Genomic DNA, 20,074 nt, shown 5'->3' with positions numbered 1-20,074 from the left:
AGGCTAGGGCTGCCGGCGTTCGCGCGGGCCGCGGCCGCCCGGTCCGCTGCGCGCCAGGCCCTTGGCCAGCTCCGCGCGTTCGGCTGGCGGCAGGGTGGCGGCGAAGGCGACGATGCGATCTTCCACACCGCCGCGCGCGGTCATCTCGAGCGCCCGCGCCTCGGCCAGGCGTCTGGAGATCGCAGGGCCGTCCACAGGCTGGGCGCCGAGATCGGTCCAGGCTTCCCGCCGCGCTTGACGCGCTTCACGCATCTGGCCGCCCACTCCACCGGCCTCGGCCCGCAGCAGCTGGCGATAGGCTCGCTGACGCTCGGGAGACAGGGCGTCAGCGGCCCTCCACAGCGGCTGGCGCGGTCGCTCGGGACCCTGCGCCACTTCCCGCACCCGGTGGCCGACGACGACACCGCCCACCACCGCGCCGATGACGAAGAGGTTGAGGGCGACCGACGCCACCAGGGCCACGGTGAGGGTGCGTTGGCTGGGCATCAGACGCCTTCGCTTGTCTCAGGGAGATCGTCATAGCCGATCATGGCCGCGCTCAGCGCCTCGGGCGCGTCGGTGGCGGAGGAGAGGTTCACCGACAGCGCCACCCCAAACACCAGGCCCGCCACGCAGGCGCCCGCCAGCCCCGCGCCCACACCGGCGCCCAGGAGCCAGGTCCGCGGGCTCCAGCGCGCCCGCACGGTCGGCGCTGCCGCGATCACGGCCTCGCGCATCCCATACGGGACGCTGAGCGGCGCCCAGGTGTCCAGAACCGCGTCGAGGCGATCTGCGCCGGCGAGAGCCTGGCGGGCGAAATCGGGCGCGGCCGCCATAAGCGCCGCGGCCGCGTCACGCTCGGCGGCCGGCCAGCGCGCCGTCGACCCGCCATGGGCCTCCGCCAGTTCCAGGAACCGCTCCCGCGTCATGCCTGCTCCCTCAAGGCGTCATCATATCCGAAAGCGCTGACCGCAGGGCCCGCCGCCCCCGAGACAGCAGGCTTTCCAAGGCCTCGACGCTGACCCCCATGACCGCGGCGGCCTCGATATTTGTCATCTCCTGATAGTGGCAGAGCGCGACCGCCTCCCGCTGCCGGTCGGGCAGGACCGCCATAGCCGCAGCCACCCGTCGGCCAACATCGGAGGCCTCCAGCCCCCGGTCGGGCGCCGGCCCCTCGTCGAGCTGCTCGGGTGGCGTCTCGGTGGGGATTTCCCGGCGGCGACGCAGCTTGTCGTAGCAGAGGTTGAGGGTCACCCGGTGCAGCCAGGTGTCGAAACGCGCGGCGCCCGGCGCCCAGGTCGGCGCCTGACGCCACGCACGGATCATCGCCTCTTGCGCCACGTCTTCGGCCTCCGACGCTTCGCCGAGCATCCGCCCGGCCAAGGCGAGCAGGCGCGGCAGCTTGCGGGCGGCGAGCGCCCGCACCGCGGCGGGATCTCCCCGCGCCACGCGCGCCAGCAGCTCTTCGTCCGGATCTAAGTCCAAACCCGACCTCGCCCCGGGCGGTGGTGATGGGCGGGCTATCCAGCACGGCCCCGGTTCTGGCGCATGGTGGCCAGTTCGTCCTTGCTTAGCCAGCCATCACGATTGGCGTCGACCTGATCGAAGCGGCGCTTCGAGCCGGCGTCCAGTTCGGCGCGCGACAGGGCGCCGTCCTTGTTGGCGTCGCCCTTGCTCCACATCTCGGCGATGCGGGTGGTCGCCTTCGCCCCGCCAAAGCGTGCGGCCAGGGCCTCCATCGACTTGCTTTCCGCCTTGGTGATCCTGCCGTCCTTGTCGCCGTCCAGCCGACCCAGCATGGAGTCGGCCTGGACCTTCTTGAACTCGGCCAAGGTGACCTTGCCGTCGTTGTCCAGGTCGAGGTCAGGCCCCCGGCCCATCTGGGCGTGGGCTGAGCTGGCCATGGCCAGGAAGGCGGCGGTGATCAGGAGGCGTTTCATAGGGTCCTTTCGACGAGCTTGCGGACCGTCACAAGTTCAACGGTCCGTCAGCCCATATCCGTCGCTCAAGTTTGCACAATGATGTCGTACGCATGCCGCGCGGCGGCGCGGGCGCGGGCGAGCTTGGCGCGCAGGCCCTTGAAGTCCTTCACGCCTCCGGCCCGGGCCAGCAGGGCCTTGAAAGCCTTGGGTTCCTCGCCGGGGTCCTCGCCGTCGGGCAGGGCCACCTTCAGGAGCTGGGTCAGGTTCTGCTGCAGCCGCCAGGCCTCCTGCAGGTCGGCGAGGGGCCCCTTCGGCGTCAGGCCGGCCGCCAGGACCAGGCCAAGGGCCTCGGCGGTGTTGGGCGCAAGCGGGCCCCCGGCCGGGGCGTGCACCAGCTGCAGGAACTGGGCGGCGAACTCGATGTCCACCAGCCCGCCGGGCGAGAGTTTCAGGTCCCAGTCGCCCTTCGGCGGCCGCTCCTGTTCCAGCAACTGGCGCATCTCGCGGACCTCTGCGGCGGTCTTGCCGGCCTCACGGGGGCGACGCAACGCCGTGTCGATGGCCTGGGTCGCGGCCTGGGCGAACTCAGCCGAACTGGCCCAGACCACCCGGGCGCGGGTCAGGGCCAGCAGCTCCCAGGTCTCGGCCTCGCGGTCGTAATAGTCCTCAAAGGCGGCGAAGCTCACCGCCACCGGCCCCTTGGTGCCCGAGGGTCGCAACTGCATGTCCACCTCGTAGAGCTCCCCCTCCCCGGTGGGCGTTGAGAGGGCCGCGATCAGGCGCTGGGTGAAGCGGCCGTAGAAGACGTCGGCGCTCCACTCCTTCACCGACGAGGCGGCGGCGGGTTCGTCGGCGCGGTAGACGGTCATCAGATCCAGGTCCGAGCCGGCGCTCATCTCCCGCGACCCGCACTTGCCCAGGGCCACGACGGCGACCTGGCCGGGGAAGGTCCCGCCCAGGCGCTCGGCCTCAGCCAGGGACACCGGCGCCAGGGTGTCGATGCAGAGGTCTGCGAGGTCGGCGAAGGCGCGGCCGGCGATCTCGGCGGTGGCCGAGCCGCTCATCACCTGGACGCCGATCCGGAAGGCCTGCTCGCGATGCACCCGGCGCACGGCGTCCATGGCGCCTTCGAAGCCGTCGGACTGGGACACGGCCGCGGCCATGACCCGGCGGTCTTCCTCAATGGCGATGTCGGAGAAGAAGTCGCCGTCCAGCATGGCGTCCAGCGCCGCGGGCCTGCGAGCCAGGGTGTTGGCCAGGCGCGGGGCGTAGGCCATCACCTGGACGATCAACTCAAACAGCTGCGGCTGGGCCAGGAACAGCGACTGCAGCTGCACGCCGGAGGACAGCTTGCCGAAGAAGTCGCTGAAGCGGTGGAAGGCGATATCCGGCGCGCCGGTGGCGTTGGCCGCTTCCAGCAGGCGCGGGGCCAGGCGGGTGAAGAGCTCCCGGCCCCGCTCGGTGCGGGTCGCCGAGATGTGGCCGTGGTGCCAGCCGCGGATGGTCTGGGACACCTTGGCCGGCTGCGAGAACCCCATGCGGGCAAGGGTCGCCAGGGTCTCCGGATCGTCGTCGACCCCGGTGAAGATCAGGCTGCCGAAGCGGGATGAGAGCTGCTCCTCGTCGGGGAAGAGCTCGCCGTAGCGGCGGTTGACGGCCTTCAGGGTCTTCTCGATGTCGGCGTCGAAGGCCTTGAGCTTGGCGAAGCCGGCCAGGGCCGCGACCCGGGCGCGCTCGGTGTCGGAGTCGGGGAGCTTGTGGGTCTGCTCGTCGGCCAGCATCTGGATACGGTGCTCGATGGCCCGTAGCACCCCATAGGCCTCCGTCATCTCCTGCGCGGCCTTGGGGGCGACATGGCCGGCGGCCAGGAGGGCGGCCAGGGCGGCCAGGGTGCGGGGCGAGCGCAGGTCGGGGTGGCGCCCGCCCAGGATCAGCTGTTGGGTCTGGACGTAGAACTCGATCTCGCGGATGCCGCCGCGCCCCAGCTTGAGGTCCATCCCCTTGGCCTGCAGGCGGTCGTCGACCTTGTGGACATGGATCTGGCGCTTGATGGAGTGGATGTCGGCGATGGCCGCGAAGTCGAGGTTCTTGCGCCAGATGAAGGGGGTCAGCTCGGTGAGGAAGGCCTCGCCCAAGGGGATGTCGCCGGCGCAGGCGCGGGCCTTGATGAAGGCCGCCCGCTCCCAGTTCTGGCCGACGCTTTCGTAGTAGTCCATGGCCGCGGCGACGGGCACGGCCAGCGGCGTCGAAGAGGGGTCCGGACGCAGGCGCAGGTCGGTGCGGAAGACGTAGCCGTCGCCGGTCTTGTCCTGCATCAGCTCGGCCAGCTTGTTGGTCAGGCGGACCGCGAAGCCTTGGGATTCAACGCCTTCGACAAGGGGGAGGGCCTCGGGCTCGTAGAAGACCGAGATGTCTATGTCGCTGGAATAGTTGAGTTCGTAGGCGCCGTGCTTGCCCATGGCGATGCAGAAGTAGCCGGGGACCGGGCCGGCGGCGCCCTCCCCCACGGCGATCTGGCGGCCGGCCTCGACCTCGCTCTGGGCCGCCACGGTGAGCGCGGTGGTCAGGGCCGCGTCGGCGAAGCGGGCGAGCGCGCCGGTGACCGCGTCCAGGTCCCAGACCCCGCCCAGATCGGCCAGGGCGATGAGCAGGTGGGCCTCGGCCTTGAGCTTGCGCAGGCCCACCTTGGCGGCCTCGTAGCTGACGCCGGCGAGGGCGGCGGTGCGGGCGAGGAGGTCGTCGAAGCGGGCGTCGGGATCGGCCTCCAGCAGGTCGCGCAGGCGGGGCAGGTCGCGGCGGGCCAGGCTGGTGAGGTAGGGGGACGCGCCGAAGACCGGGGCCAGGGCCGGCCAAGCCCGCTCCAGGAGTTCGGTCCAGCCGCCCTCCTCGGCCGCGGCGCGGACGACGCTGTGGGCGCGCTCGGCGGCCTTGGGGTCGGCGACGGGGCCGCAGGGGGTCAGGCGCTCGATGAGGCGAGTCATCCGCACATTGTCGGCGGCCAGGGATGGAAGACAAGGCTGTTTAAAACCGGTCAGCCAGCCACCAAGTCTTGGGACGCAAGGGATTGCGGCGGCCACGGCCCGCCCACCAAGGCCGACAAGTGACCGTCGAGGTCCCGCCAAGTGTTGATCTTCAAGCGTGCGCCACCCCTGCCCCGTCGCGCGGGGTGAGCTATACCGGGGTCAGAGCCGCAAGGAAGATCCCAAGTGACCCCCGTCCCCATCGTCTGCTTCACCGACGTCCTGTGCGTCTGGGCCTATATCGCCGAGCTGCGGCTCGACGCCCTGAGGCGGGCCTTCGGCGACCGGGTGCAGATCAAGTACCGGTTCTGCCCGGTGTTCGGCGACACAAGCCGCAAGATCCCCGCCGCCTGGGGCGACAAGGGCGGCTATGAGGGCTTCAACGCCCACCTGCGCCAGTCGGCCGCCGCCTTCCCCGAGATCGAGCTGAACCCGGCCGTCTGGCTGACCGTGCGGCCAGCCTCCTCCTGGGGCGCCCACCTGTTCCTCAAGGCCGTGCAGCTGGCAGAGGCGGCTGGCGGCGGCCCGCCGGGCGCGGGGGAGACCGCGGTGCGCGGCCTACGCCACGCCTTCTTCGCCGAGGCCCGCGACATCGCCACCTGGGAGGTCCAGCGCGAGGTGGGCGCCCGGGCCGGCGCCGACCTCGCCCGCGTCGAGGCCCTGATCGCCGACGGCCGGGCCTTCGCCGCCCTGGCCGCCGACCATCAGGACGCCGAGACCCTGCGCCTGCAGGGCAGCCCCAGCTTCGTGCTCAACGAGGGCCGCCAGAAACTCTACGGCAATGTCGGCTTCCGCATCCTGGAGGCCAACGTCCAGGAACTGCTGCACGAGCCCCAGTCCGACCAGGCCAGCTGGTGCTAGGGGCGTAACCCGCGGCTTACAGGGTGGCGACGGGCAGTCCAGCGCGCCGCCATTCCGGAAGCCCGCCCTCCAGACGCTTGGCCAGGCGCCCTCGTTCCCGCAGCAGGGCGACGGCTTCAAACGCCAGGACGCACCAGGGGCCGCGGCAGTAGGCGACCACTTCAAGTCCCGTCGGCACTTCGTCCAGCCGGGCCTTGAGCTCGGTCAGCGGGATACTCAACGCGCCGGGGATGTGACCGTCGGCGAACTCATCGGGCGGGCGGACATCGAGGATCGTCGCCAAGCCGTCGGTCACCATCTGCTCCAGAGCGGCGAACCCCACTGCGTCGAGGGAGTCGCGAGCCTGGAAGTAGTCGCCGACCACCACCTTGACCGCGTCGGTATGACGCTCGCCCACCCTCCGAAGGGCGGCGACAAGGTCGAGGACGTCATCCTCGGTGATCCGGTAGACGACCTGCTTGCCCCGGCGCTCACCGACCACCAGTCCGACGCGGCGCAGGGCCTGCAGATGCTGCGAGGCGTTGGCCACGGTGAGCCCCGCCTTCCCCGCCAGCGCCTCCACGCTCCTCTCGCCTTGGGCGAGGTGCTCTAGCAGATCGAGGCGATGGGCGTTGCCGAGCGCGCGCGCGACGTCGGCGAAGGCGGCGAAGAGGTCGAGTTTTGCCGACAGGCTGAAGCTCCAATCAGGCTTGACCATCAATCAAGAGAGTTCTTGAATGATTGCGCGCGCCGTCACCGCGTCAAGACCCATCCAAGGCGGCCGTGGCCGGGAGTCCAGAATGTCCGACGCAGCGCAAACGCACTGGGAGCATGTCTATACCACCCGCCCGACCACCCAGGTGAGTTGGTATCAGGATGAACCTGGGCGCTCGCTCGCCATGTTCGCGGCCGCCGGCGTCGCGCCGACCGCGTCAGTGATCGACGTGGGCGGCGGGGCCTCGCTCCTGGTCGACCGTCTGTTGGACCAGGGCTACGGGCGGATCAGCGTCCTCGACGTCTCGAGCCAAGCTCTGGCGGCGGCCAAGGCGCGTCTCGGCGGGCGCGGCGACACTGTCGCCTGGCTGGTCGAGGACATCACCACCTGGTCGCCACCTCCGCACGCCTTCGAGCTTTGGCACGACCGCGCCGTCTTCCATTTCCTGGTCGAGGACATCCATCGCCAAGCCTACCTGCGCGCGCTGAATCAGGGCCTACGGGACGGCGGTTATCTCATCCTCGCAACGTTCGCCCTGAGCGGCCCGGAGCGCTGTAGCGGCCTTCCCGTGCAACGCTACTCGCCGGAGACCCTTCAGGCGGCGCTGGGCGACGGTTTCCGGCTTCTCGACACGAGCTTCGAGACGCACATCACGCCGAGCGGCGTGGCTCAGGACTTCGTCCGGTGCCTGTTCCGCAAGACGGCCGATTGACGGTTAGAGTGCAGACAGCACCTTTCGGACGACGACCAGGGCTGGTTCGCGACCGTGATCAGCGACTTCGGTTTCGAGGCCCGCCGCCCTGAGCGCCGACAGCACCTCGTCCAACGATCGGAAGCTGTACACCTCGGCCGGAAACCGGCTGACCGCGGCGGTGTCGGCACTGGTGCGCAGGATCAGCGCCAGCTTGGCGCCGGGCTTTAGCACACGGGCGATCTCGCGCAGCCCCAGGTCCAGGTCCTTCCAGAAGTAGATGACATGGACGCAGAGCGCCCTGTCGAAACTGGCGCTCTCGAACGGCAGGGCGTCGACGCCGGCCACGATGACATCCACGCGCTTGCGCCGGATCAGGCTTCGGTTTCGCGCCACCGCGATGTCGACCATCAGAACCGAGGGATCGGCGCCCACCACGCGTCCACTCGGCGTCCGGGCCGCCAGGGCCGCGAGGCTGCGCCCGTGGCCGCAGCCGATGTCGAGCACGTGGTCACCGTCGCGGATGTCCAGAGCCTCGATGGCGCGCTGGTTATCGGCCCAGGTCTCGCGCGCCATGATGAAGGCGACAAGGCGACCCAAGAGGCCACGCGCATTTCGGGCCTGTTCGGCGATGGCGGGAGGACGGCGCATGACGTTCACGCTCCCGCCGCCTGGGCCGCGGCCACGGTGGCGCCGGCGCCGGCGATCGCCAGCAGGAGCAGCACGGCCACTCTTGCGACCGAAGGCGCGGACCTGGCGGCCGACCGGCTGCGCTCAGCGATCTCGGCGAGCCTCGCCTGATAGTCGGGATGCTCAGTGCCCATCAGCCTGTCCCACCAGGTGAAGTAGAGGCCATAGTTGCTGCGGCCATGCTGGTGGTGCAGGTCGTGGTGGGTGGTGGTGCTGAGCCAGCCGAACAGGCGGGAGGGCCGCCCGGAGACCGGCGACAGCTCGACGCCAGCGTGGCCCATCACGTTGCGCACGATCTGCCAGGTCACGAAGGCGAAGAGCGCCCCCTCGTGCATCGGCACGATGGCCGCCCACAGGGGGACGAAGGCGACGGTCAGAATGGCTTCAGGCGCGTCGAACGCATAGGCGGTCCATGGCGTCGGCGCCTTGGACTTGTGGTGCGTCCAGTGGAAGGCGCGGAACAGGCGCGGGTGATGCATCGCCCGGTGCGTCCAGTAGAAGTAGGCGTCGTGGGCGACGACCATCGCCGCGAGGCTGAGCGCCAGATAGAGCGGTCCCCGCTCGGTGAAGCCATGGTGGATCGTGAGCCATCCGGCCTTGGCCGCGAGGTGCATGCCGAAACCCGTCAGGGAGAAGATCACCGCCGTCCCGAGGGAGGCGAAGATCTCTCGGCGATAGTCCATCGGCGCAGCGGTCCGAGCCTGGATCTTGCGGGCGTGGAAGCGCGCGCGCCAGAAGGTCGAGATGACGAGGCTGACCAGCCCCGCTGTGACGATGTAGCGCCCGGCCTCGATGGCGAGAATAGCTGGGAAGACGGCGGTGAACTCGCGCCACAGGGTTTGGAGCCAGGGCATGTTGCGTCTCGCAGGCTGATGGCCGCACCGTTGCGGCGGCCTCGCCAAGCTCCTCGAAGCCTGCGTGCTTGGCTCGCCGGGTTCCAAACGCGGCTAGCCGAATGCGGCGGCACCTCGCCGATTCCGGAATTTCAATGTCAATTCAGGTTGTTGCGCCCGATGTGTTAGCGCCGCCCTTGGCGCCCGAGCCGAGCGCCGTTGCGCGAAATTCCGACGGGGTGAGGCCTGTTTCGGCCTTGAAGGCTCTGTTGAAGGGCCCGAGCGACTGGAAGCCGGCGTCGAGCGCGATCGTGGAGATCGGCACCTCCCGCTGTGCAGGATCAGAGAGCGCTTGCCGAGCGTCGCCCAGGCGCCATTGGTTGATGAAGGCGTTGAAGTTGCGGTGGCCAAGCTGCCGGTTGACCAGGCGCCGAAGCCTGTATTCCGGCACGCCGAGCTTGAGGGCCAGCGCAGAGATCGACAGGGACTCATCGCGATAGAGACGGTCCACGCGCATCAACGGGTCGAGCCTTTCGGCGAGCTTCGCGTCCTCGGCGGAGAGGGGCGCCGCCACCGCCGGGAGCGGCGGCGGGCGTAGCGCGGCGGCGGTCGCGAAGAGGTCGGGCTCAGCCTGAAGCAGCGCGCCCAGGCCGGCGAGGCCCAGCACGAACAGCATCGCCGCCGCGATGGGCGAGAGGTCGTCAGCGGGCCGCCAGAGGATCTCGGAAACCTGCACGCCGATCACCGCCACCGCATAGATCGCGGCGGCCGCCAAGATGGGCCCACGGAGCCGCCGCCGGGACTCCACGAGATCGTTGCGCCAGCCGCTCCAGATGACCACCAGCACATGGGCCATGAGCGCGGCGCCCACCAGGTTGTGGGCCAGCCACAGCCCCTTGGGCCAAACTCCGTTCGCCGCCAAGACGGCGATCACCAGCAGCAGCGCGGCCGGGGCCAGGCGGGCAGCTTGAAGGTGTGGCCGGTCCCCGAACAGCTCCGTGGCGAAGGCCCAGAACAGACCCGCGCCCATCGCCGAAAGAGCCCAGATCACGGGCCAACTCACCCCTAGCGCCGATTCAAGGCCACCCTGCTGGGTCAGGGTGTGGGCCGCCGCCGCCAGGCAGAACAGGAATCCGGTGACCCGCGCCGGCGCGAGCGGACCGCGCGCGATCACGACCGCAAGCCCCAGGAAGGCGCCCACAGCGCCGCCGCGCATCAGCAGCTCAAGGATGGATTCGTCTGACCACACGGCTCCGATTACCACGTTCGCCGAAGCCGCGGACTAAGGTGCATTGCGGAACTCCGGTGGCCTTCGGCGACAGGGCACGGGTGGGTCAACGCCGACCGCTGACTATGAATCTGGAACTGCTGAACTACGTGCGATCACCTGCTTCAGGGCTTCGTCGATGCGGGTCTGCCAGCCGGCGCCGCCAGCGCGGAAGTGTTCGATCACCTCGGGGCTGAGGCGAAGAGAAATCGGCGTCTTGGCCGGCGTTTTCTGCGGCCCACGGCGGCGTGTCAGGGCGTCGAAGACCTTTTCGGGTAGGACATCCTTCGCCGGCCTGGCTCGGGCGAAAACCTCGTCCGTCCATTCAGGATTGTCTTCGTCGAAGCCGGCCTCATGCGGGGCCATGGCGTCTCATCTCCTTGGCGTGGGCAGCGCAAGCATTTTGTATACACAATTAGAGTGGGGCCGCCCCCAAAACCGCTCATCCCAGCGAAGGCCGGGACCCAGGTGCAACCCTCTCCCGCGTCATGCGGACCTTGGGTTCGGCTTGGGATCACCTCAGACCGCCCAGGATGAATCTGGGTCCCGGCCTTCGCCGGGATGAGCGGTGGGTGGGGTGCGATAGCCGAGAGACCTACCCCGCCCGCGGCAGGATCAGCGCGACCCGCAGGCCGGGCCCGATCTCGCCGACCTTGCCGGGGCCTTCGGCGAGTTCCAGGCGGCCGCCGTGGGCTTCGGCGACGGCGCCGACCAGGGAGAGGCCGAGGCCCGCGCCGGGTTGGCTGCGGCTGTTTTCGAGGCGCACGAAGCGTTCGACCACGCGGGGACGGTCCTCCTCCGGCACGCCGGGGCCTGTGTCGGTGATGGAGAACTCGATCTCGCCCGAGGAGCGGCGGCGCACCCGCAGCATGATGGCGCCGCCGGAGGGGGTGTACTTCACCGCGTTGTCCAGCAGGTTGGCCAGGGCCTGGGCGAGGAACTCCTGATTGCCGCGCGCCTGCAGCCCCTCGGCCATCTCGGCCTGGAAGTCGAGGCCGGCGTCCTCGCAGAGGGGCTCATAGAGCTCGGCGATGTCGGCGGCGAGCTGGGCGGGATCGAAGAGGATCTGATCGGGCGCCGAGCCCGCGGCCTGCAGACGGGCGATGGCCAGGACCGCGCCGAAGGTCTTCAGCACCCCGTCAGTGTCTTCCAGGGCCTGGCCGAGCGCCTGTTCGGGGTCCCCCTTGCCGGCCTCGACGTCCAGATAGGCCACCTCCAGCCGGGCGCGCAGACGGGTGAGCGGCGAGCGCAGATCATGCGCGATGGCGTCGCCGGCGTGGCGATGGCCGGCCATGGAGCGCTCCAGCCGGTCGAGCATCTCGTTGAGGCCCTCGGCCAGTTCGTCGAACTCGTCGCGGGTGCCGCGCACGCGCGCGCGTGCGCCCAGGTCGCCGTTGCGCACGGCGGTGACCACATCGGTGAGGCCGGCCATGGAGCGGCTGACATTGCGGCTGACCAGCACCCCGCCCATCAGGCCCAGGACCACCACCAGGGTGCCCGCGCCGCGCAGGGCGTTGACGATCTTGCCCACATAGGCCTGGTCCTCGCTGACGTCGGCGCCGACGAACAGGATCTCCCCGCCCCGCAGATGTTCCTGGAAGCCGCGGGCCGGATGCTTGATGGGCCGGCCCTGGGCGTCGAAGTCGGTGACCGAGAAGCTGGCGCGGGCCGGGACGGCGTTGATGTCCTCCAGGGGCGACTCGGCGATGGAGCCGGAGATGCGGGTGCCGTCCGGTTTCATCAGCAGGTAGAGGAAGGGCCGCTCGCTGGCCGCCCGCTCGATCAGGGACTGGTTCACCGCATCGACGCCGGCCCGCTCATAGGCCGCGACCAGGGAATTCATCTCGCGGGTGATGTCCTGGTCGGTGCGCCGCGTCGCCTCGCCGGCGGTGGCGACATAGATATAGGCCAGGAAGGCGCTGGCTGCGGCCCCGAACAGGGCCAGGAACAGCAGGGTCAGCCGGAAGGGCGTCGTGCGGAACAGCCGCGGGAGGCGCATGCCGGGGGACATCAGTGGGCTCCAGCGGCGTGCGGCGCGTGCACGCCAAACCCCGCTCGTCCCGGCGAAGGCCGGGATCCAGGTGAAACCCACTCCACGCTCAGACCAAGCCGAGACGCGGTGAAGTGATCACCTCCTACCACCCTGAATGAATCTGGGTCCCGGCCTTCGCCGGGATGAGCGGAGTGGGGAGGCATCGCTCGGTCGCCTAAGGCTCCAGCCGGTAGCCCGCCCCGCGGACGGTCTGCAGCATGGCGCGGTCGAAGCCCTTGTCGATCTTGGAGCGCAGGCGCGAGACGTGGACGTCGATGACGTTGGTCTGGGGGTCGAAATGGTATTCCCAGACCTTCTCCAGCAGCATGGTGCGGGTCACCGACTGGCCGGCGTGGCGCATCATGAATTCCAGCAGCTGGAACTCGCGCGGCTGGAGGTCGATCTCCTTGCCCTGGCGGTGCACAGAGCGGCCGATGAGGTCCATCTCCAGCTCGCCGACCCGCAGGAGGGTCTGGACCGAGCCGGTCTCGCGGCGGCGCGACAGGGCCTGGACCCGGGCGCTGAGCTCGGCGAAGGCGTAGGGCTTGACCAGATAGTCGTCGCCGCCGGCCTGGAGGCCCGTGACGCGGTCGTTGATCTCGCCGAGCGCCGAGAGGAAGAGGACCGGGGTCTGGTCACCCTCGCGGCGGATGGTCTCCACCAGGGTGATGCCGTCCATCTTGGGCATCATGCGGTCGACGATCATCACGTCGAACTCGCCGTCGCGGGCGGCCTTGAGGCCCTCCTCCCCGTCGGCGGCGCGGACACAGGCGTGGCCGCCCTCGGTGAGGCCGCGATCCATAGCCTCGGCCGCCTCAAGGTCGTCCTCGACGATCAGAATCCGCATCACAACCCCCCAAAGCCTACCTGGTTCAAATGATGCCATTTGAACCAGCCAGTGGCTTTCATATTCGTCTGTCGCGTGACGGTCGCCAGAACCGGTGTCCACTTCTGGCTGTCACGCTCCTGTCAGTTCCCGGCCAGTTTAGCCGGAAACCTTGATCGGCAGGAAGGTGGTCCGGCCGGCGCGGTAGACGCCGATCAGGATGCTGGGACGACCGCTGCGCTTGGCGGCCTCGACCACCGCCGAGAAGTCCGAGGCCGACGCCACAGGACGGCCGCCGGCCTGGGTGATGACGTCGTTCTTGCGTAGGCCCCGCTGGGCGGCGTCGGAGGACTGGTCGACGCTGTCCACCACCACGCCCCGCAGGGGCGTGTCGATGTTCAGGCGGGTGCGGGCCGCGGCGTCCAGGGGAGTGAGCTTCAGGCCCAGGACGGCCGGAAGCTGGACGGCCGGACCGGAGGGGCCGCCGGAGCTGCGGGGGCTGCCGGAATTGTCGTTGGCGGCCAGTTCCTTTTCCGTGGGACGCACGCCCGAGCGGATGTCCACCGTGCGGCGCTTGCCGTCGCGGAGCACTTCGAGGCTCAGGGTGTCGCCGGCGCGGGCCTTGGCCACCTCGCGGGTCAGTTCCGAGGAGGTCTTCACCGTGACGCCGTTGACGGCCACCACGACGTCGCCCGGGGTCAGGCCGGCCTTGGCCGAGGGACCGCCGGGGACCAGGTCGGCGACGATGGCGCCCTTCTGGCCGGGCATGCCTTGGGCGTCGGCCATCTCGGCGGTGTAGTTCTGGATCGAGGCGCCGATATAGCCCCTGGTGATCTTGCCGCCCGAGATCAAGGCCTTGGTGGTGGAGTCGGCCACGTTGGCGGGGATGGCGAAGCCGATGCCCACCGAGCCGCCGGAGGGGGAGAAGATCGCGGTGTTGACCCCGATCACCCGGCCATAGACGTCGAAGGTCGGACCGCCGGAATTGCCCCGGTTGATGGGGGCGTCGATCTGGATGTAGTCGACGAAGGTCTCGCCGATGTCACGGCCATAGGCCGAGATGATGCCCGCCGTGGCGGTGCCGCCCAGGCCGAAGGGGTTGCCGACGGTGATGACCCAGTCGCCGACCCGGGGCTTGGCCGCGTTCTCGAAGTTCACGAAGGGGAAATTGCCGCCCTTGACCTTGAGGACCGCCAGATCGGTGCCCTCGTCGCGGCCGACCACGACGGCTTCCAGTTCGCGCTCGTCCTTGAGCACGACCTTGATCTCCTCGGCGTTCTCCACGACGTGGTTGTTGGTGACGATGTAGCCGTCCGCCGAGATGAAGAAGCCCGAGCCCGAGGATTGCTGGGTGGGCAGGCGGGGCTGGCCGCGTTCGGTGGCGCCGCCCTGGTCGCCGTCTTCACCCTCGGGAGCGCCGCGGGGAACGATGTCGAAGGGCAGGCCGGGGATCTGGCGGCGCAGGGCCGAGGCGTCGACCTTGGAGGTGACGTTGATGGAGACCACCGCCGGGGAGACTTTCTCGAAGATGTCGGCGAAGGACAGCGGCGCGCCGGGGGGCGGGGCGAAGATCGGGGCCGTGGAGGTCTTGAGCAGCATGGTGCGGTCCAGCGTGCTCTCGGGCTGGCCTACGCGGGCCCCGGCGACGGCGGCGGTGGCGATGCTGACGCCGGCGATGGCGCCCCAGAGATAGCCGTTCTTCTTCGAGGTCATAACGCCTTCAATTTTCCTGTGGGCCCGGACGGGACACCAACAACTTAGGTTCGATGCCTGAGGGTGCAACCGTTCGGCAAGTTACGTTTAGGTCACGCTGTCAGCAGCAAGGCGACCGATATTGGGCGCAATCGTGTCACGTCTGTTCCTTGTCAGCGAGAGCGGCGAGGCGGGCGGCCTCGGCTTCGGACAATTCGGCGTACGGACGCGGCGTGCGAAGGTTCCGCAGCAGCAGCAGAACGCCCAAGATCACCACGACGAAGGGCGCGCCCCAGAGGACGGCGTTGCCCCAGGAGAAGGCCGGCTTGAGCAGGACGAACTCACCGTAGCGGTCGGTGAGATAGGTGCGGACCTGATCATCGGACTTGCCCGACCGGATCTGGTCGCGGACCAGGAGGCGCAGGTCGGCGGCCAGTTCGGCCGAGGAGTCGTCGATGGACTCGTTCTGGCAGACCAGGCAGCGGACCTCGGCGAAGATGGCCCGGGCGCGGGCCTCCTGGCCGGGATCGGGCAGGCGCTCGGAGGGGTCGGAGGCGGCGGCCACGCAGAAGACGGCGGCGAGCAGGACCAGCAGCTTTTTCATTCGGCGACCGCCCGGCGTCCCACGGCCAGCCGCAGGCGGCGGTCTGACAGGGAGATGAGGCCGCCCAGCGCCATGATGGCGGGGCCCAGGAAGATCAGCAGGGCCCAGGGGTTCCAGTAGGCGCGCACCAGCCAGACCTCGCCGGGGCGGCGCTCGCCCAGCACGACATAGAGGTGGCTCGCGCCCTGGCTGCAGATGGCCACCTCCGAGGTGGTCTGGCCGCCGGTGGGGTAGAAGCGCCGCTCGGGCCTGGGGGTGCAGACCAGGGCGCCGTCGCGGCGCGCGGTGATGGTGGCCCGCTCAGCGTCGTAGTTGGGGCCATCGACGCCCTGGATGCGGTCCAGGGTCAGTTCATAGCCGCCGACATTGAGGGTCTGGCCGATGGCCAGAGTCTCGGCGGCCTCGGCCTTCCAGGCGGTCTCGAAACAGGCGCCCAGGACGAAGACGCCGAGGCCGAGGTGGGCGAAGGTCATGCCCCAGGCGCCGCGCGGCAGGCCGGTGAGCCTGCGCCAGGTCTCGGCGCCGGAGCCTCGAAAGGCCCGGGTGCGCTCGGCCAGCTCCACCAGGGCGCCGACGATCAGCCAGGCGCCCATGGCAAGACCGGCGCTGGCCATGGCCTTGCGCGGGCTGACCACGGCGAAGGCCAGCAGGCCGCAGGCGACGGCGATGAGGGCCGCGACCCAGAGGCGCTGGGCCACGCCCAGCGCGTCGCCGCGCTTCCAGGCCAGCAGGGGGCCGGCGGGCAGCAGGATCAGCAGGGCGGCCATCAGGGGGGTGAAGGTGAGGTTGAAGAAGGGCGGGCCCACCGAGATCGCCTCCCCCGTCGCGGCCTCGCGGATCAGGGGATAGAGGGTGCCCAGCAGGACGGTGACCGTGGCCGCCGCCAGCAGGATGTTGTTGAGGACGAGCGCGCTCTCGCGGCTGACGGGGGCGAAGACGCCACCGGGGCTCAGCGCCGGGGCGCGCCAGGCGAAGAGGGTGAAGCCCGCGCCGGCGGTGACCCCCAGGATCATCAGCAGCAGAACGCCGCGGGTGGGGTCGACGGCGAAGGCGTGGACGCTGGTGAGCACGCCTGAGCGCACCAGGAAGGCGCCCAGCATGGAGAAGGTGAAGGCCGCCAGGGCCAGGAAGACCGACCAGCCGGCCAGGGCGCCGCGTTTTTCGGTGACGATGGCCGAGTGCAGCAGGGCCGTGGCGATCAGCCAGGGCATGAAGCTGGCGTTCTCCACCGGATCCCAGAACCACCAGCCGCCCCAGCCGAGCTCGTAATAGGCCCAGAAGGCGCCGAGCGTGATGCCGACGGTGAGCAGGCTCCAGGCCATCAGGGTCCAGGGCCGGACCCAGCGGGCCCAGGCGGCGTCGGCGCGGCCCTCCACCAGGGCGGCGACCGCCAGCGAGAAGACCACCGACATGCCGACATAGCCCGCATAGAGGGCGGGCGGGTGGAAGGCCAGGGCCGGGTCCTGCAGGAGCGGGTTCAGGGAGCGGCCTTCGATGGGGATCTGGGCCAGGCGCTGGAAGGGGTTGGAGGCGAAGACCGTATAGGCCAGGAACACCGTGCCGATGGCGCCCTGGGTGGCCACGGTGACCGCCTTGAGGCCCGGCGGCAGGCCGCGCCGGAAGCCCGCGACCGCGGCGCCGAAGCCGGTCAGGGCCAGGCACCAGAGCAGCATGGAGCCCTCGTGGCTGCCCCAGGTTCCGGCCACCTTGTAGAGCATGGGCTTTTCGGTGTGGGAGTTGGCCGCGACATTGGCCACCGAGAAGTCGGAGGTGACGAAGGCGTGCATGAGGGCTGCGAAGGCCACGGCGACGCAGGCGAAGGCCGCCAGCGCCGCCCCGGCGCCGGCGCCGGCCAGGACGCTGGCGCGCCGCCAGCGGCCGGCCACGGACAGGACGGCCTGGGCCAGGGACAGCACCAGGGCGAGGATCAGGGCGTAGGCGCCGGTCTCGGCGATCATGTGACGGGGCGCTTGGCGGGCGTGTCGTAGCCGGGCTTTTCGCCGTCGCCGCGCCACTCGCCCTGTTCCTTCAACGCCTTGGAGACCTCGCGCGGCATGTAGCGCTCGTCGTGCTTGGCCAGGACCTGCTTGGCCTGGAAGACGCCGTCCTCGCGGTAGGCGCCGGTGGCGACGATGCCCTGCCCCTCGCGGAACAGGTCGGGCAGGTCGCCCTGGAAGACGATGCGGTCGGCGGCGAGGGAGTCGCGGACGGTGAACTCCACCCGGCCGTCAGGGTGCTTGACCACGCTGCCCGCCTCCACCAGCCCGCCCAGCTGGACGGTGCGGCCGGCCGGCGGCTTGGCGGCGTCGGCCTGGCTGGGGGTGTAGAAGAAGGAGATGGAGTCCGAGAGGCCCCACAGGGTCAGGCCGACGGCGAGCGCCAGGACCGGCGCGATGGCCGCCAGCAGGGTCAGGCGGCGGCGCGCCTTGGGGGATTTGGGCAGCCAGCCGCTCATGTCATGGGTTCCGTCTTGGCGGCCGCGTCGAGGGCCTGGAGCAGGTCGGGATCGGCGGCGAACCGCTTGCGGGCGGTGGCGAGCGCCGTGTCGCGATTTTCGGTGTCGCCCAGCACGGCGTAGGACCTCACCAGCCGCACCCAGCCCTCGCCGTCGCTGGGGTTGGCCTCCAGCTTGGCGGCGAGGCCGGCGACCATGCCGCGGATGGCGTCCATCTGCGGCATGGCGGGGGCGGAGGGCGCCGGAGCGTTTTCAGCCTGGGAGATGGCCGAGGCCAGGGCGCCGCGGCGGGGATCGGTCATTGGCAGATCGGCCTGCAGGACGCGCCAGGCGGCGACGCCGCCGGCCTTGTCGCCGGCCTCGATGCGGGCGCGGGCCAGGTGGAAGCGCGCGGTGACGGCCTTGGGGTCGAGGGTCAGGGCCCGCTGGAAGGCGCGCTGGGCCTGGGGGGTGACCTCGCCGCCGCCCTGGGCCACCAGGGCCTCCCCCAGCAGGCTCCAGAGGTCGGGGCGCTTGGGATCCAGGGTGATGGCGCGGCGCAGGGCGCGGGCGGCGGCCGAAGGGTTGTCGGAGGCGGCGTGGGCCATGGCCAGGTAGTGGAAGCCCTCGGCGTCCTTGGGCCGCTCCATCGTCACGGCCTGGAGGACGGCGGCCATCTCCGGCGGCGAGAGCGCGGCCGGATCGGTGGCGCGCCAGGCGGCGAGGCGGGACTCGAAGGTCTGATCGGCGAAGCCGGGGGAGCCGACCCAGAAATAGAGGACGAGCGCGATCAGCGGCGCGACGGCGGCCACGGCCAGGACCGGCTTGCGCAGGCCGGTGTCGGCGGTCCAGGGCCGGGCGGCGGCGTCAGCGGCGTGGAGCAGGCGCCGGGCGGCCTCGGCATGGGCGCCCTTGCGCTCGCCCTCGGCGATCAGGCCCCGGTCGGCGAGGTCGTCGATCTCGCCGAGCTGGCGGCGATAAAGGTCCAGCGTCGGATCCTGGGACCCGGCGTTGCGCGCGGCTTGCGCGGCGGCGTGCAGGACAAGGCCGGCGGCGGCGGCGGAGATGAGGCCGGCTGCGACCCAGAAGGCGATCATGAGGGGCGTTTAGCGGAAACCGCAAGGGAGCGCGAGGGTCCGCATGGCGGAAAGCGGGCGTATCTCAGGCCTGGCGAGGGTGGGAGGCGGACCCTCTGCCGGTCAACGTCGCCACCCCCCACAGACGCCTTTGCCTAGGGGCTGGGTGTGGACGCCAGCGGCCGCCAGACCTGCTTGCCGCATCATCGCGCGACGCACCCCGAGACGCGCGCCGATCCACCGCCGACCCGGATCGAGCCCCTGTAGGTCTTGCCGTCCACAGGGTTCAGAATCGTCCCGTCCCGCCAAGCGCCGCCGCGCCAGACGAAGCCCTTGAGGATCTCGGCGCCGACCATCCCCTGCTTCACGCGGCTCTCATCCCAAACCCAGAGCAGCCGCCCGCACAGCTTCGACCCGTCTTCCGCGCAGGGACCAAGCCTGACGACCCCGCCGAGCCCTTCGGCCGCCCAATCCCGCGTGAACGCCGTCATCGTCTGGGCCTGGGACGGCGAAGGCGCGGTGATCAGCAGCGACAATCCGAGGATCGCCGCCAAAGCGGGCTTCATTGACGGTGCGCGACCGGCCGCCCTGGCGAACCGCGCAAGATACTCGGGATGCTCGGTGCCCATCCACCGATCCCACCAGGTGAAGTAAAGGCCGTAGTTCCAGCCTGCCTGCGCATGGTGCAGGTCATGGTGGGTGACGGTCGTCAGGAACGTCATCAACGGCCGTCCGTCCCGGCGCGCCGGAAACAGCTCGTAGCCGCAATGGCCGATGGTGTTGCGGAAGATCTGGTGGATCATGAACAGACCGATCACGCCCCACGGCGTCGGCGTGGCCAGCATCCACAGCGGGACGAAGGCGGCCTGCACAGCGGCTTCAGCCAGATCGAAACTGTAGGCCGTGAACGGTGACGGGTTGTTCGATCGGTGATGCCGACGATGAAAGGTGCGGAACAGGGCCGGCTGGTGCATCAGCCGGTGCGCCCAGTAGAACCAGGCGTCGTGCGCCACGATCATCAACCCGAGCGACGCCCAGAACCACACCGGTCCCAGGCGTTCCGCCACCCCCGGACCCCAGACCAGGCCGACCCGATCCAGCACGGCCAGCGAGAGGCCAACCGTGGAGAAGATCGCCACGGATCGGAGGGAGATGAGAAATTCGACGATCATCCGCCGCGCAGGCGGCCGTTCGGCCCTGAGCTTTCGCCCGGCCAGCGGCCGCGCGAGGACGATCCAGAGCAAAAACCAGGTCGCGATCGCGAAGACCGCGTAGCGGATCAGGTCACCGTTCAGTAGGCGCAGCCATTCGCTGGCCAGTTCTTCGATATGGGACATGGGATAGGCCTCCTTTGAGGACCCGTCCCTGAACTTGCCGCCGCGCCGCCGCTCGCCGTGGACGAAAATCGGCTAGAGATTTCATTTCAGGCGAAGCTTCGGACAAATCGGCGAGC

At 70.1% G+C, this 20,074-nt stretch carries 20 protein-coding genes; 2 read left to right on the top strand and 18 right to left on the bottom strand.

Features of this window, described 5'->3' with window-relative positions; all coding sequences use genetic code 11:
* Window positions 1-3: 3 nt before the first annotated feature.
* The 5 genes from RMO97_RS20100 to RMO97_RS20080 form a co-directional block, all read right to left on the bottom strand.
* The gene (locus RMO97_RS20100; RefSeq protein ID WP_310542780.1) at window positions 4-486 is read right to left on the bottom strand and encodes a periplasmic heavy metal sensor; all 483 of its coding nucleotides are present in this window, start codon (window positions 484-486) and stop codon (window positions 4-6) included.
* Window positions 486-908 (bottom strand): hypothetical protein, encoded by a 423-nt coding sequence (locus RMO97_RS20095; RefSeq protein ID WP_310542779.1) that lies wholly within the window; start codon window positions 906-908, stop codon window positions 486-488. Before RMO97_RS20095 ends, RMO97_RS20100 begins: the two co-directional genes overlap by 1 nt.
* A gap of 10 nt (window positions 909-918) precedes the next feature.
* Window positions 919-1,464 (bottom strand): RNA polymerase sigma factor, encoded by a 546-nt coding sequence (locus RMO97_RS20090; protein WP_310542778.1) that lies wholly within the window; start codon window positions 1,462-1,464, stop codon window positions 919-921.
* Between the two features lie 35 nt (window positions 1,465-1,499).
* Window positions 1,500-1,919 (bottom strand): EF-hand domain-containing protein, encoded by a 420-nt coding sequence (locus tag RMO97_RS20085; RefSeq protein WP_310542777.1) that lies wholly within the window; start codon window positions 1,917-1,919, stop codon window positions 1,500-1,502.
* A 65-nt stretch (window positions 1,920-1,984) separates the two neighbouring features.
* Window positions 1,985-4,882 carry a bifunctional [glutamine synthetase] adenylyltransferase/[glutamine synthetase]-adenylyl-L-tyrosine phosphorylase gene (locus RMO97_RS20080; RefSeq protein WP_310542776.1) on the bottom strand — a complete coding sequence of 966 codons (2,898 nt, stop codon included), beginning with the start codon at window positions 4,880-4,882 and terminating at the stop codon, window positions 1,985-1,987.
* 225 nt (window positions 4,883-5,107) lie between these two features.
* On the opposite strand from RMO97_RS20080, the gene RMO97_RS20075 reads away from it, so the two are divergent.
* A complete protein-coding gene (locus RMO97_RS20075) occupies window positions 5,108-5,782 on the top strand; it encodes a DsbA family protein (protein ID WP_310542775.1) in 675 nt (224 codons plus the stop codon).
* 16 nt (window positions 5,783-5,798) lie between these two features.
* Here RMO97_RS20075 and RMO97_RS20070 read toward each other — a convergent pair whose 3' ends face one another.
* The gene (locus tag RMO97_RS20070) at window positions 5,799-6,479 is read right to left on the bottom strand and encodes a metalloregulator ArsR/SmtB family transcription factor (RefSeq protein WP_310542774.1); all 681 of its coding nucleotides are present in this window, start codon (window positions 6,477-6,479) and stop codon (window positions 5,799-5,801) included.
* Between the two features lie 82 nt (window positions 6,480-6,561).
* On the opposite strand from RMO97_RS20070, the gene RMO97_RS20065 reads away from it, so the two are divergent.
* Window positions 6,562-7,188, top strand: coding sequence for a class I SAM-dependent methyltransferase (locus RMO97_RS20065; RefSeq protein ID WP_310542773.1), 627 nt, complete (start codon window positions 6,562-6,564; stop codon window positions 7,186-7,188).
* A gap of 3 nt (window positions 7,189-7,191) precedes the next feature.
* Here RMO97_RS20065 and RMO97_RS20060 read toward each other — a convergent pair whose 3' ends face one another.
* From RMO97_RS20060 to RMO97_RS20000, 12 genes are all read right to left on the bottom strand, one after another.
* Window positions 7,192-7,818 carry a class I SAM-dependent methyltransferase gene (locus tag RMO97_RS20060; protein WP_310542772.1) on the bottom strand — a complete coding sequence of 209 codons (627 nt, stop codon included), beginning with the start codon at window positions 7,816-7,818 and terminating at the stop codon, window positions 7,192-7,194.
* A 5-nt stretch (window positions 7,819-7,823) separates the two neighbouring features.
* Window positions 7,824-8,711 carry a sterol desaturase family protein gene (locus tag RMO97_RS20055; protein WP_310542771.1) on the bottom strand — a complete coding sequence of 296 codons (888 nt, stop codon included), beginning with the start codon at window positions 8,709-8,711 and terminating at the stop codon, window positions 7,824-7,826.
* Between the two features lie 142 nt (window positions 8,712-8,853).
* Complete coding sequence (locus tag RMO97_RS20050) at window positions 8,854-9,939, bottom strand: AraC family transcriptional regulator (RefSeq protein ID WP_310542770.1); 1,086 nt, start codon at window positions 9,937-9,939, stop codon at window positions 8,854-8,856.
* A gap of 102 nt (window positions 9,940-10,041) precedes the next feature.
* Window positions 10,042-10,323, bottom strand: coding sequence for a BrnA antitoxin family protein (locus tag RMO97_RS20045; protein ID WP_310542769.1), 282 nt, complete (start codon window positions 10,321-10,323; stop codon window positions 10,042-10,044).
* Window positions 10,324-10,552: 229 nt separating this feature from the next.
* Window positions 10,553-11,956, bottom strand: a complete 1,404-nt coding sequence (locus tag RMO97_RS20040) for a HAMP domain-containing sensor histidine kinase (protein ID WP_310542789.1) — start codon at window positions 11,954-11,956, stop codon at window positions 10,553-10,555.
* Window positions 11,957-12,164: 208 nt separating this feature from the next.
* Window positions 12,165-12,836 (bottom strand): response regulator transcription factor, encoded by a 672-nt coding sequence (locus RMO97_RS20035; RefSeq protein ID WP_310542768.1) that lies wholly within the window; start codon window positions 12,834-12,836, stop codon window positions 12,165-12,167.
* 138 nt (window positions 12,837-12,974) lie between these two features.
* Window positions 12,975-14,528 (bottom strand): Do family serine endopeptidase, encoded by a 1,554-nt coding sequence (locus RMO97_RS20030; protein ID WP_310542767.1) that lies wholly within the window; start codon window positions 14,526-14,528, stop codon window positions 12,975-12,977.
* Between the two features lie 136 nt (window positions 14,529-14,664).
* Window positions 14,665-15,111 carry a cytochrome c-type biogenesis protein gene (locus tag RMO97_RS20025; RefSeq protein ID WP_310542766.1) on the bottom strand — a complete coding sequence of 149 codons (447 nt, stop codon included), beginning with the start codon at window positions 15,109-15,111 and terminating at the stop codon, window positions 14,665-14,667.
* On the bottom strand, window positions 15,108-17,069 hold the full coding sequence (locus tag RMO97_RS20020; RefSeq protein WP_310542765.1) for a heme lyase CcmF/NrfE family subunit: 1,962 nt from the start codon (window positions 17,067-17,069) through the stop codon (window positions 15,108-15,110). The genes RMO97_RS20025 and RMO97_RS20020 overlap by 4 nt, the downstream gene beginning before the upstream one ends.
* Window positions 17,066-17,566, bottom strand: coding sequence for a cytochrome c maturation protein CcmE (gene ccmE, locus RMO97_RS20015; RefSeq protein ID WP_310542764.1), 501 nt, complete (start codon window positions 17,564-17,566; stop codon window positions 17,066-17,068). The genes RMO97_RS20020 and ccmE overlap by 4 nt, the downstream gene beginning before the upstream one ends.
* Entirely contained in the window at window positions 17,563-18,642 is a 1,080-nt protein-coding gene (ccmI, locus tag RMO97_RS20010) for a c-type cytochrome biogenesis protein CcmI (RefSeq protein WP_310542763.1), read from the bottom strand. Before ccmI ends, ccmE begins: the two co-directional genes overlap by 4 nt.
* 182 nt (window positions 18,643-18,824) lie before the next feature.
* Window positions 18,825-19,958: a sterol desaturase family protein gene (locus RMO97_RS20000; RefSeq protein WP_409035346.1), complete on the bottom strand. Its 1,134-nt coding sequence runs from the start codon at window positions 19,956-19,958 to the stop codon at window positions 18,825-18,827.
* Window positions 19,959-20,074: the final 116 nt, after the last annotated feature.

It is taken from the genome of Phenylobacterium sp. (genome assembly GCF_031425575.1).
Classification (GTDB): Bacteria; Pseudomonadota; Alphaproteobacteria; order Caulobacterales; family Caulobacteraceae; genus Phenylobacterium.
This window is presented reverse-complemented; position numbering and strand designations above follow the sequence as displayed.